The sequence below is a fragment of the Amycolatopsis orientalis DSM 43388 genome, assembly GCF_000411975.1.
In the GTDB taxonomy this organism is placed as follows: domain Bacteria; phylum Actinomycetota; class Actinomycetes; order Mycobacteriales; family Pseudonocardiaceae; genus Amycolatopsis; species Amycolatopsis orientalis_D.
In genome coordinates, this window is record NZ_ASXG01000093.1 from 37,888 (window position 1) to 49,582 (window position 11,695).

Consider the following 11,695-nt stretch of genomic DNA (forward strand, 5'->3'; position numbering starts at 1 on the left):
TCCGCCGGCGGTTCGGGGGGCTCACCCCGAGCAAGAACCCGGACCGTTGCGGACAACCATCCCCGCACAGCGCAACTGCGAGGTGGCGACAACGTAACAGGGCGCACATTCTTCGTTACGAGCGACCCGCCGGTTCGCCAAGGTGTCGCTGGTCACCGCGTGATCGGCGTGGAATCGCGCCCGGCGATGAACGACGGCCGCGGCTCGCTCGCGGCGAACGGCTCCTGCAACGCGTTCTCCACGCTGTTGAACACCAGGAAGATGTTCGAGCGCGGGTACGGCGTGATGTTGTTCGCCGACCCGTGCATGATGTTCGAGTCGAACCACAGCGCCGAACCCGCCGAACCGGTGAACTGCTCGATGCCGCAGTCGGCGGCGAGCTTGGTGATGTCGTCCGGCGACGGTACGCCCACCCGCTGGTCCTTGAGCGAGCTCTTGTAGTTGTCGTCCGGGGTCTCGCCGACGCACTGCACGAACGTGCGCTGCGAACCCGGCATGACCATCAGCCCGCCGTTGTACGGGTAGTTGTCGGTGAGCGCGATCGAGCAGCTCACCGCGCGCGGCGACGGCATGCCGTCCTCCGCGTGCCAGGTCTCGAAATCGGAGTGCCAGTAGAAGCCGGTGCCCTTGAAGCCGGGCATGTAGTTGATCCGGCTCTGGTGGATGTAGACCTCGGAGCCGAGGATCTGCCGCGCCCAGTCGAGCACCCGCGGATCGCGCACCAGTTCGGCGATCAGGCCGGAGATCTCGTGCACGTCGAAGATCGACCGGACCTCGCCGGTGCGCGCCTCGGTGATGACGCGCTCGTCGTCGCGCAGCTTCTCGTCCGACGACAGCCGGACGACCTCCTGCCAGTACGTCTGGACCTCACCGGGCGAGAGCAGTCCGTCGACGATCGTGAAGCCCTTGGCATCGTGGTTCGCCAGGGTCGCGGCGTCGATCGGGCCGTCAGCCTCGGTACCCCACACCGTGGGGTGCACGCGCGGAAGGTGCTCCGGCGTACCGGTGATCCGGGTCGGGTAGCCGTCGTTGACCCGGGTGTCCATGATCGTCACAGTGGCTCGCCTCCAGTTCTTCTGGCGTTTCTTCTTTCGTGCGATGTGGTGGGAGTGGCGCAGCGTCAGGAGTCTTCGGTGACGAGCGGGTAGACCCCGTTTTCGTCGTGCACCTCGCGGCCGGTGACCGGCGGGTTGAACACACACACGCACTTGATCTCGGTCTTCGGCCGGACCTGGTGCTTGTCGTGGTCGTTCAGCAGGTACAGCGTGCCCGGCTTGAGCGGATACACCTTCCCGGTGGCGAGGTCTTCGATCTCGCCTTCGCCCGAGGTGATGAAGACGGCCTCGATGTGGTTGGCGTACCAGAAGTCGTTCACCGTGCCGGCGTACAGCGTCGTCTCGTGCACCGAGAAGCCGACGCCCTCCTTCGCGAGGATGATGCGCTTGCTGCGCCAGTTCGGGGTCTTGATGTCGGCGTCGGTGTCGGTGATCTCGTCGAGCGTGCGGACCAGCAAGTGACGGGCTCCTTCGTGTTGTGCGGGTGGTTACTTGAGAACGGCGGCGACGGATTCGGAAATGATCGAAAGCCCCTCGCCCAGTTCCTCGTCGGTGAGGGTAAGCGGCGGAAGCAGCTTCATCACCTCGCCGTCCGGGCCGGACGTTTCCATCAGCAGGCCGCGGTCGAAGGCTTCCTTGCAGACCGCGCCGGCCAGGTCGCCGCTGCCGAATTCGAGACCGCGCGCCAGACCGCGGCCCTTCGCGACGAGGTTCGCCTCCGGGTAGCTCTCGACGATGTCCTTGAAGGTGCTCGCGATGCGCTCGCCCTTGGCCTTCGTCGACTTTTCCAGCTCGTCGTCGCTCCAGTAGACGCGCAGCGCCTCGGCCGCGGTGACGAACGCCGGGCTGATGCCGCGGAAGGTGCCGTTGTGCTCGCCCGGCTCCCACACGTCCAGCTCCGGTTTGATCAGCGTGAGCGCCATCGGGAGGCCGTAGCCGCCGATCGACTTCGACAGGCACACGATGTCCGGCGAGATGCCCGCGTCCTCGAAGCTGAAGAACGGGCCGGTGCGGCCGCAGCCCATCTGCACGTCGTCGAGGATCAGCAGGATGTTGTGCCGCTTGCACAGGTCGTCGAGGCCCTTGAGCCATTCCAGGCGCGCGGCGTTGATGCCGCCCTCGCCCTGCACGCCCTCCACGATCACCGCGGCGGGCTCGTTCAGGCCGCTGCCGGAGTCCTCGAGCAGCTTCTCGAAGTACATGAAGTCCGGCATCGCGCCGTCGAAGTACTTGTCGTACGGCATCGGCGTGGCGTGCACCAGCGGGACGCCCGCGCCGCCGCGCTTCATCGAGTTGCCGGTGACCGACAGCGCGCCGAGCGTCATGCCGTGGAAGGCGTTGGTGAAGTTGATGACCGATTCCTTGCCGGTCACCTTCCGCGCCAGCTTCAGCGCGGCCTCCACGGCGTTCGCGCCGCCGGGGCCGGGGAAGACGATCTTGTAGTCCAGCTCGCGCGGGGTCAGGATCTTCTCCTGGAAGGTCTGCAGGAAGTCCCGCTTCGCGACGGTGAACATGTCCAGCGCGTGGGTGACGCCGTCGCGCTGCAGGTAGTCGATCAGCGCCTTCTTCAGGTGCGGGTTGTTGTGCCCGTAGTTCAGCGCGCCGGCGCCGGCGAAGAAGTCGAGGTAGGGTTTCCCGTCCTCGCTGTAGATCCGGCTGCCCTGCGCGCGGTCGAAGACGACCGGCCACCCCCGGCTGTAACTGCGGACTTCTGATTCGAGCTCTTCGAAGATGCTCATGACGATTTCTTTCGCTCCTACTCGGCGAAATTGACGGGTTATTGGCGGCGCAACGGCCCGATGCGGTAAAGATCCTCGGGTTCGTGCGCCTCCCCCTGCGGAAAATCAGCGACTTCGAACAACCGGCGGTGTTCCAGATCCGCGTTCCAGCGCTTCGCGAACGACTCGAAGAGGCGGATGGACGCCGCGTTGTCCGGAGTGATCGTGGTTTCCAGGTACCGCACGCCCTCGCCGACCAGACGCGTGTACAGGCTGTCCAGCAACTGCCCGGCCAGGCCTTTTCCGCGCTGCGACGCGTCGACGGCGACCTGCCACACGAGCGCGACGTCCGGCGCGGCCGGCCTGCGGTAAGCGATCACGAATCCGACCGGCTCGCCGTCCACGCGGGCCACGACCGAGGTGTCCGCGAAATCCTTGCACCACAACAGGTACGCATACGGCGAGTTGAGATCAAGCTTCTGCGAATCGCGTGCGATTCGCCAGAGAGCGGCACCATCGGCCTTGGTCGGGGATTCGATCAAGTGCTTTCCGGACATACTTTGGAAACGTAACAGAGAATTTTCGTGCCGCCAGCGATCCATCCCACGCCCACCGCCCTCACCAGGGACGACGGGGATACCCCGGTGAGGAGTGCCACAAACATGTTTAGCCGGGCTGAGTTTTGGGCATGACGTGCGTCTGGGCCGCACACCTGCGGTATGCGACCTGTGTCTCCGACCATGGGCCTTCGCGGGCCCGGCCGCAACTCCAACGCCGAAAAGCGCGGCCTACCTGGGGTTCAGCGCGGGCTGTCCGGACGGGACCTCCGGCGCTTCCGCCGGCCGAGCCCGGACAGCGGCGTCCAGACCGCGGGCAGCAGGAGCAGGGCGACGACGGCGAGCCACCACAGCGGAGCCTGCCCGCGCCGCCAGCCGTCCACAACGGTACCGAGCCAGCCGAACAACGGCTGTGCGATGGGCGGCAGGAAAGCGGCGAACAGCAACGCGGCTATCACCAGCACCGCCAGCACAGTGAGCACCATTCGCCACGTCCGCCGCAAGGTCAGCAGGCTCACCACGAGGAACACGAGCGCCCCGCCCGCGACCGGCAGGCCGAGCCATTGCAGGACGGACCCGCCTTCGCCGCTGAGCACGAACCCGGCGATCGCGGTGATGGCGGCGGCGAGCAGGTTCCAGGGACGGCCCAGTCGCGTCGCGCCTTGGGTGACCCACCACGAACTGCGGCTGCTGAGCTGGGCGAATTTCGCCAGCGGCTGGAGCGTTTTCGGGACCCGGGTGGCAGTGGACGCGGCATTGAGCCCGGCGGCCCCGGCTTTGACGATCGTTTTGGTGAGCAGCGTGCTGCCGAGTTCGCCCTCGAAGCGTTCGGCGGAAACCTGGCAGGCTTGGAAAGCGCGCTGCGCCGCGTCCGGTTCCCCGGCGTTTTCGGGCGGGACAGCGGGTTTCCCGGCGGATTGGTCGAGCGGCCGGGCGAGCATCAGCTTCCGGAAACTCTCCGACGCCTTTCCGTTGCCCTCCTTCGCGTCCGCTTCGGCCTGCTGGGCGAGCACCGGCAGCTCCTCCCGCGCGATGTCCAGCTGCCGCGACTTGGCCAGCACCATCGACGTCACCGGAAGGCTGGTCGGCACCTCCTTGCCGAACTCGACCGGATCCAGATTCGCGTCCAGGCCAAGAAAAGCCAGCTCGTCGCCCAGCTGCGCGAGCAACCCGGGCAGCTCCGCGGGCATGCCGTTGTCCGCGGGCGAAGGCGGCGCCCAGCCGATCTCGCGGAACGTCGTCCGCACCTGCTCCCGGAATTCCTCGGGGCCCACGATGTCGCGCAGCACCCGCAGGCGTTGCGGGTCGAGCAGGCACTGCGTCAGCCAGCCCGCGCCGTCGATCCGGCCCCACATCCAGTCGTTCGCGCGCCAGGACGCTTTGTAGAACGCGCCGAAGTTGTTCGCCTGCGTGCCGGTGAGCTTGTCCCGGCCGCGAGGGCGCGCCAGGTCCAGCAGGGTGCGGCTGTCCGCGCTCAGCTGCACCAGGTCGACGCGCTGGTCGACCGCCGGCGTTTCGGCCAGCAGCCCGCGCGTCGCCATGTGCAGCAACAGGAAGCGCGCCAGCACGAACCCGTCGGCGACGTCCGCGTCGTCCAGGCCGAACCAGTCCAGCAGCGTGGTCACCGTGTCGGCGGCGTCCGCGGACCATTGGTTTTCCTTGCCCGCCAAAGCATGCAGCACCGGAGCCGCCGACCGCAGCGCGCCGACCAGCTCCGGCCACGCGTCGCGCACCGCGTCCGACGCGCCGAGATCCGCCCATTCGGCGGCGAGCTGTCCGATCCAGTCCGGCATCGCGGTGCCCGGCCGCGGCGGCTCGTGCCGCGCGACCCACGCGGACAGCCGCACGTCGCGTGCCGCGCTCCGGCGGGCGGCGTGCAGCTTCGCGCGGGCCTCGTTGAGCTGGGTCGCCTGGTCGAGCTCCGGGCCCATCCGGAAGCCCGCGTTGATCAGCTGGATGCCGGTGGCGACCGCGTCGTCCAGCGTCGTGGTGCGGTAGCGGACCATCTCGCCGACCGTGACCGACTCGCCGGGCAGCGTGTCCGGGATCCCGCGACGCAGTCCGTCCGCGGCGATGTCCTGCAGCAGCGCCGAGCTCCCGGCCGCCCATCCACTGTCCTCATCGGACAGTTCGTAGCGGCGGGTGACGGCGCGCACCAGGTCGGCCGCGTCGAGCGCGACCCGGCGGTCGAGGTATGCCCGGTGCACCCGGTCGTCCACCAGCTGCCCGCCGCGCAGGCCGAGCGACGCGAGCGCGACCCGGGTGTCCCGGGTGCGCGTGACGGCCGCGTTGTGCCGGCTCAATTCCTCCAGCTCGACGCTGATGGTCTGGCTCATGATCGTCGAGGCGACCTTCGCCAGCGCGGTGCCGAGCATCGGCGGCTCAGCCGGGTCGCAGTCCATCGGCTTGACCTCGCCGTCGACCGTCGGGACGACGTACAGCAGCAGCCGCCGCACCTCCGTCGACGACGGGCGTTCGAAGATCTCCCGCAACGCCGGCCGCAGCGGTTTGTTCACCAGCACGCCGCCGTCGGCGAGCCAATGCGAACGCACCAGCTCCGTGTACTCGGTCATGTCCGGATGCGTCCGGTCCGCCGCCTCGGGACCGATCGGCATGCGCGACAGCTCGAAGGCGCCGGGGAACGACGCGCTCGACCGCGCGGCGAGCGCGAGCGGGGCGTGCACCTGGTTGTTCCACAATGGACCGGAGAAGCGGAACAGCATGCGATGTTCGGTGTCTCGCACCCGGTTTCCGAGCGCGTCGTCGTACTGCGTGGTCTCGCCGTCGAGCATGGTGCCGGTGAGCAGCACGGTCACGTCCGGCGGCTCGGTGGGCACGACGCCGGACCCGGTGATGTCGTGCATCGCCTGGACCAGGCCGCCGAGGAGCACCTTGTCGCCGTTCAGCACTGAGCGCGGCTGGGTTTCGCCCGGGTCGCGGATCAGGTTTTCCAGCGACCCGGCGGAGAACCAGGTGTCGCGCAAGACCGCGGGCGTCGACCGGTACGCCTCCGCCAGGCCGAGGCACGCGGCGTTGATGCCGCCCGCGCTCGTGCCGGTGAGCACGTCCAGGCGCACCGAAGCGTGCAAAAGGTCGAGAAGTTTCCGGTAGCCGTTACGTTCGTCCGGCGTGCGCGAAGCGTGCAGCAACGCCGACGTCTCGGTAGCGACTCCCCCCATCCACACTGCCAGGCTGGATCCCCCCACCATGGCCATCGCGATCCGGATTTCCTGCGGCCACGGCACCGCCGTCTCACCCATGCGGGTCAGTCTCCCGGCCCGGCCCGCTCCTCCACAAGGGGCATCAAGCGGCGAGGTGCTCCAGCAGGAGCACCTGCGCCTCGCCGACCGCGAACCCGAGCACCGCGCCGGTCGCGATCAGAATCCATTCGTCCTGCTGGAAAGCCGGGCGCAGCAGCTGCTCGAACTCCTCCGGCGACAATTCCTTCATCTTGCCGACCAGCACGTTGCGGATGTCCATCGCGTCGGTGGCGTAATCCTCGATGTAGCGCATGGTGTCCGGCAGCCGGGTCATGATCTGCTCGGAGATGGCGAGCTTCATGTCCTGGTAGCGGCGGCTGCCGATGGCGAAGACCAGCAACGGTTTCGCGACGTTCGCCGCCCGGCCCAGCTCGCGGTCGAGCTGCCGCTGGATGAGCGCGAGCACGCGATCGGACAGCGGGCCCTTCAGCACCGCCTCGATCACGTTGTGCGGCGTGATGATTTCCTTCGCGATCAACTCGCCGTAGGCCTCGGCGACCTCCGCGCGCCGCTTGAGGAACAGACCCTGCCAGGTGACGCCGAAATATTTCTTCGGCTGCAGCGGGTAGAAAATCATCCGCAGCGCCAGCCAGTCGGTGAACCAGCCGGTGAAGAGGCCGAACAACGGCATGATCGGCGGGAACTTGAACAGCAGCCAGGCGACCATCTGGATCACGCCGATCAGCCCGCCGAACACGAGCCCGGAGCGGGCGATGAACTTGAACTCCTCCGCGCCCGCTTCCTGGAAGATCCGGTTGAGCAGCCGTTTGTCCTTGACCAGGCTGGTCACCACCATGCCCTTGAGGTCGAACACACTGTCCACATCGGACTGGATGAGTTCGAGCACGGCCTTGACCATGTGCGGCGATTCGGCCTGCACGCGCTGGATCACCAGCCGCTGCACGCCGACCGGCAGCGATTCCCACAGCCCCGGCTGGTAGTGCCCGGCCACCTCGCGCACGATGTCCTCGACCGCCGCGAGCAGCGGTTTCTCGATCTCCTTGGCGATCCGGTCGGCATCGAGCCGGGCGACGACCTCGGCCGGTTTGATCAGCTGCTCGGTCATCGTGTCGCAGGCGATGCTCGCCATCCGCGCGGCCCGTTTGGGCACGATGCCCTGCCAGCCGAGGAACGGCTTGACGCCGATGAACTCGACCGGCTGGAACATCATCCGGATCGCGACCAGCTTCGTGCCGTACCCGATCAGCGCGGCGACGATCGGGATGGAGACATACAGCTGCCAGTGCCGGACGAAGTCGTCGAGGATGCCCGAGACGAAGCCGCCCATCGGGGTCAGCCGAGGCTCGGGTCGCAGGCCTGCCAGAACTGCGCGCCGAGCCGCGAGACGTGGATGGTGCGGCGGATGATCTTGATCCGCTTCACCTGCTTCTCCACCTCGCGGACCGACTCGTCGGTCAGCAGGATCTCGTACTGCGTCTCGAGCGAGGGCACCTCCTCGTCCAGTTCGACCAGGCCGAGGCCGATCAGCCGGGTCACGTAGCCGGGCACCTGGTCCGGCAGCGACACCCCGGCCGCCTTGCCGACCGTCGAGGCGTTGCGCAGCACGATCCGGCCGGTGCCGCCGATGGCGGTGCGCTCGGCCACGTCGACCGCGGGGAACGGGGAGCCGTCCGACAGCGCGGAGAGGATGCGCGCCTCGTCGGGGGTGAGCTGGCGGAGAATGATCGCGTACAGGTACTCGCGGGCGCGCTCGCGGCCGAAGCCGATGGAGTGGTTGAGCAGTTCGGCCATCGCCGCGCGCAGCGGTTCGACGTGGTCGCGGGCGGGCACCAGCGTCACGGTCGTTTCGACGGCGCGGCTGCCGACGTCGGCCCGGTTCATCGCGGACGCCGCGGTCAGCGCCGCGTGGTAGGGATCGTCGACCTCGTCCAGCCGGCGGCGCAGCTCGCTCAGCAACCCGCGTTCGACCTGCTTGAGGCCGCGTTCGGCGGTGTCGATCCCGGGGAGTTTGCGGGTCAGGTCGAAGCCGGTGCGCGCCGCCCATCCGGCGAGCTGGCCTGCCCGGCGGGCCAGATTGGCCACGTCCTCGGCGGTGCCCCGGCCGTTCGGTCGCTGGTAGTCCACGGGCTGCTCCCCTCACTGTTCGCGCTGATGCTACCTGCGAGTAGGCCAGATGGCCCTGTGATGCCGGGCCAGTGGGTGTTGGATGACGCGCATGACCGCGCCGTGGGGACCGCCGATCGACGTGCTGCCGCTGCTCGTTCGCGAGGAACAGGCGCTGATCGGGGTTCTCTCCGACCTCCGGACACCGGAATGGACCTCGCCCGTGCTCGGCGATTGGACGGTGCACGACCTCACCGCGCACATCCTCGGGTTGAAGCTCCGGCGGCTGTCCCGGGATCGGGACGGCCATTTCGAGGAGGGCACGTCGTGGGTCTCCGCCTGCCGGCAGCTGTCGCCGGAGGTGCTGTTCGCGATGCTCGTGGACAGCACAACGCAGCTGACTGAGCTGTGGAAACACCGCGACCTGGACGAAGCGGCCGCGGTGCCGTTGTGGCTGACGGTCGCTCGCGATTACGCGGAGCAGTGGGTGCTCCAGCAGCAGATCCGGGAGGCGGTGAAGGCTCCGCTGCTGGACGAGCCGGAGTTCCGGACGCCGGTGGTGGACACGTTTCTGCGTTCGGCGCCGCAGCTGTTGGGCGAGGTGACCGCGCGGCCTGGGCGGCAGGTGGCTTGTTCGGTGGAGGGGGCTGGGCGGTGGACGCTCCAGGCGACCGCGGTGGGTTGGACGATCGACCGGGGCGCGGCGACGTCGCGGTCTCCGCTGGCGGCGATGACGACCGACGCGGACGCGTTCTGGCGGCTGTGCAGCGGGACGTTGCCCGCGGCGGAAGCGGACGCGCGGGTGCGGCTCAGCGGGGATCCCGCGGTGTGCGAGATCCTGCTGAGCCTGCGGGCTCCAGACCGCGGCTGAGGACTGTGGTCAGCGCCGTCGGCGGGCTTGCTTCCGCAGCTGCAGAATCCGCGCTCCGCCGATCAGCGCGACCAGCGCCGCACCCGCGATCGCGGAGAACAGCATCGCCACCGCGAGCGGCAGGCTGCCCGAGGCGCCGAGGAAGTGGACGGTCGCCGTGTCCAGGTTCTGCAGGATGAACACCAGCAGGAAGGCCAGCACGACGATCGCCACGATCACGGCGATCCAGGTGCCGCTGATCCGGGTGGACTTGACCTTGCCCTTGCGGCCCGCGGGTTTCGCGGCGGGCGGCCGCGGTCCGGGTTCGGCTCCCGGAGCGGTGCCCGGGGCGGCGGGGTCGGGTGCGCCGGGCACGTCGGTGCCCGGCGCCTCGGGAATTTCCGATTTCGCGGCCCCTTCGGGACCGTCGTTTCGCGCGTGGGACATATCGTGATTGTCCGCCCACTCGCCGTGATGCGCTAATTCAAGCCTTCGCGTCGACCTCGCGCAGCACTCGCAGCGTGTTGCGACCGGCGAGTTTCGCGCAGTCCTCGTCGCTCCAGCCGCGTTCCATCAGCGCGGCGATGAGCACCGGGTATTTCGACACGTCCTCGAGGCCTTCCGGCAGGGCGCCGACACCGTCGTAGTCGCCGCCGAGCCCGATGTGGTCGATCCCGGCGATCTCGCGCGCGTGCTCCAGGTGCGCGACGACGTCCTCGACAGTCGCCTTCGGCTTGGGCGGGCCGTCCCAGGTCTCGGCGAACCGGCCGCGCTCGCCGAGGTTGAGAAACTCCTTGCCGGCGGCGGTCATCGCGGCCTCGAGCTGGTTGTCCCACTCGGTGACCGCGGCGGAGATGAAGGCCGGAACGAAGGTGATCATCGCGACGCCGCCGTTGCCGGGCAGCTTGGCGAGAACGTCGTCCGGGATGTTGCGCGGATGGTCGTTGACCGCGCGGCACGACGAGTGGCTGAAGATCACCGGCGCGCTGGACACGTCGAGCGCGGCGTGCATGGTGCTCGGCGCGACGTGCGACAGGTCGACCAGCATGCCGATCCGGTTCATCTCGCGCACGACCTCGCGACCGAATTCGGTGAGCCCGTCGTTCTCGGGTTTGTCGGTCCCGGAGTCCGCCCAGGTGGTGTTGAAATTGTGCGTCAGCGTCATATAGCGGACCCCGAGCCGGCGCAGAATTCGCAGTACCCCAAGGGATTCCGCGATGCTGTGCCCGCCCTCGGCCCCGAGCAACGACGCGATCCGCCCGTCCGCGAACGCCGCCTCGGCCTCGTCGGCCGTGGTCACCAGCCGCAGCCGGTCCGGGTAGCGCTCGGCCAGCTGGTAGACCACCTCGATTTGCTCCAGGACCGCGGTGACCGCGCTGTGGCCCTCGAACTGGCACGGGACGTACACCGACCAGAACTGCAGACCCAGTTTGCCCGCGGCGAGCTTGGGAAAGTCGGTGTGCAGCGTCGGCTGGTCGACCGTGAGGTCCACGCCCGCCACCGCTTCGACCGGGTTCGGGCCGGCCTTGAGCCGCAGCGCCCAGGGGAGGTCGTTGTGTCCGTCGGCGAGAATCGTGGAAGCGAGCAGGTCTTGCGCGCGGGTGAGGTCGGTCATGCTTCGACCCTAGCGAGTGCAGCCGCTCATTGCCCAGGTAACTTCTCGCGCGCAAGACGTCTTCGGGTAGACTCCGGCAGATGACCCCGGATCCGCAAACGGACGACGACGAGATCGTGACGTGGTGGGGCCTCGTGATCGAAGGCTATCTGGCCACGCAGAACGCGCTGATGGGAGAAATCGCCGAACGCTTCGGCCTCGCCCCCGCGTCGTTCGACATCCTGTTGCGCCTGGTGCGGTCGCCCGAACACCGGATGCCGATGACCCGCCTGGCGACCGAAGCCGCGCTGTCGAGCGGAGGCTTCACCAAGGTGGCGGACCGCTTGGTCGCCGCGGATCTGATCTGCCGGATCCCGAGCCCGGAGGACCGCCGGGTGACGTTCGCCGCCCTGACGGAGCACGGGCTGGAAGTAGCACTCAAGGCTCGAGCGGCTTGCGCGGAGATCCTGCGGCGCATCGTGCTGACCCCGCTGGGCCCGGACGCGGAGGGACTGGCGGAGGCGATGCGAACGCTCCGCTCGGTGAACGGCTGATCTTTGCCCGCCGACACAGCCCCCGCCGACACAGCCCCCGCCG

General features: G+C 68.6%; 11 protein-coding genes. 2 read left to right on the forward strand and 9 right to left on the reverse strand.

Features of this window, described 5'->3' with window-relative positions; genetic code table 11:
• Nucleotides 1–152 precede the first annotated feature (152 nt).
• The 7 genes from thpD to L942_RS18415 all read right to left on the reverse strand — a co-directional run bounded on the left by thpD (nt 153) and on the right by L942_RS18415 (nt 8,675).
• Nucleotides 153–1,055, reverse strand: a complete 903-nt coding sequence (gene thpD / locus L942_RS18385) for an ectoine hydroxylase (protein WP_037361938.1) — start codon at nt 1,053–1,055, stop codon at nt 153–155.
• A 65-nt stretch (nt 1,056–1,120) separates the two neighbouring features.
• Nucleotides 1,121–1,513: an ectoine synthase gene (locus L942_RS18390; RefSeq protein ID WP_037361940.1), complete on the reverse strand. Its 393-nt coding sequence runs from the start codon at nt 1,511–1,513 to the stop codon at nt 1,121–1,123.
• A 30-nt stretch (nt 1,514–1,543) separates the two neighbouring features.
• Nucleotides 1,544–2,794, reverse strand: a complete 1,251-nt coding sequence (ectB, locus tag L942_RS18395) for a diaminobutyrate--2-oxoglutarate transaminase (protein ID WP_037361942.1) — start codon at nt 2,792–2,794, stop codon at nt 1,544–1,546.
• A gap of 38 nt (nt 2,795–2,832) precedes the next feature.
• Complete coding sequence (gene ectA, locus L942_RS18400; RefSeq protein WP_037361944.1) at nt 2,833–3,330, reverse strand: diaminobutyrate acetyltransferase; 498 nt, start codon at nt 3,328–3,330, stop codon at nt 2,833–2,835.
• 242 nt (nt 3,331–3,572) lie between these two features.
• Nucleotides 3,573–6,590, reverse strand: coding sequence for a patatin-like protein (locus L942_RS18405; RefSeq protein WP_037361946.1), 3,018 nt, complete (start codon nt 6,588–6,590; stop codon nt 3,573–3,575).
• A 43-nt stretch (nt 6,591–6,633) separates the two neighbouring features.
• Nucleotides 6,634–7,878, reverse strand: coding sequence for a DUF445 domain-containing protein (locus L942_RS18410; protein WP_037361947.1), 1,245 nt, complete (start codon nt 7,876–7,878; stop codon nt 6,634–6,636).
• 5 nt (nt 7,879–7,883) lie between these two features.
• Nucleotides 7,884–8,675 carry an Abi-alpha family protein gene (locus tag L942_RS18415; protein WP_037361949.1) on the reverse strand — a complete coding sequence of 264 codons (792 nt, stop codon included), beginning with the start codon at nt 8,673–8,675 and terminating at the stop codon, nt 7,884–7,886.
• A 91-nt stretch (nt 8,676–8,766) separates the two neighbouring features.
• On the opposite strand from L942_RS18415, the gene L942_RS18420 reads away from it, so the two are divergent.
• Nucleotides 8,767–9,525 (forward strand): hypothetical protein, encoded by a 759-nt coding sequence (locus tag L942_RS18420; RefSeq protein WP_037361951.1) that lies wholly within the window; start codon nt 8,767–8,769, stop codon nt 9,523–9,525.
• Nucleotides 9,526–9,534: 9 nt separating this feature from the next.
• On the opposite strand, the gene L942_RS18425 is transcribed toward L942_RS18420, so the two are convergent.
• Nucleotides 9,535–9,951 carry a LapA family protein gene (locus L942_RS18425; RefSeq protein WP_037361953.1) on the reverse strand — a complete coding sequence of 139 codons (417 nt, stop codon included), beginning with the start codon at nt 9,949–9,951 and terminating at the stop codon, nt 9,535–9,537.
• 37 nt (nt 9,952–9,988) lie between these two features.
• Nucleotides 9,989–11,119 carry a dipeptidase gene (locus L942_RS18430; RefSeq protein ID WP_037361955.1) on the reverse strand — a complete coding sequence of 377 codons (1,131 nt, stop codon included), beginning with the start codon at nt 11,117–11,119 and terminating at the stop codon, nt 9,989–9,991.
• Between the two features lie 80 nt (nt 11,120–11,199).
• Between L942_RS18430 and L942_RS18435 the strand changes: the two genes are divergently transcribed.
• Entirely contained in the window at nt 11,200–11,652 is a 453-nt protein-coding gene (locus tag L942_RS18435) for a MarR family winged helix-turn-helix transcriptional regulator (protein ID WP_037361957.1), read from the forward strand.
• The last annotated feature ends 43 nt before the right edge of the window (nt 11,653–11,695 follow it).

Bases quoted from the DNA above. Each gene is read 5' to 3' on its own strand.
- ectB (WP_037361942.1), bottom strand. From the start codon at position 2,794: ATGAGCATCTTCGAAGAGCTCGAATCAGAAGTCCGCAGTTACAGCCGG.
- ectA (WP_037361944.1), bottom strand. From the start codon at position 3,330: ATGTCCGGAAAGCACTTGATCGAATCCCCGACCAAGGCCGATGGTGCC.
- L942_RS18405 (WP_037361946.1), bottom strand. From the start codon at position 6,590: ATGGGTGAGACGGCGGTGCCGTGGCCGCAGGAAATCCGGATCGCGATG.
- L942_RS18410 (WP_037361947.1), bottom strand. From the start codon at position 7,878: ATGGGCGGCTTCGTCTCGGGCATCCTCGACGACTTCGTCCGGCACTGG.
- L942_RS18420 (WP_037361951.1), top strand. From the start codon at position 8,767: ATGACCGCGCCGTGGGGACCGCCGATCGACGTGCTGCCGCTGCTCGTT.
- L942_RS18425 (WP_037361953.1), bottom strand. From the start codon at position 9,951: ATGTCCCACGCGCGAAACGACGGTCCCGAAGGGGCCGCGAAATCGGAA.
- L942_RS18430 (WP_037361955.1), bottom strand. From the start codon at position 11,119: ATGACCGACCTCACCCGCGCGCAAGACCTGCTCGCTTCCACGATTCTC.
- L942_RS18435 (WP_037361957.1), top strand. From the start codon at position 11,200: ATGACCCCGGATCCGCAAACGGACGACGACGAGATCGTGACGTGGTGG.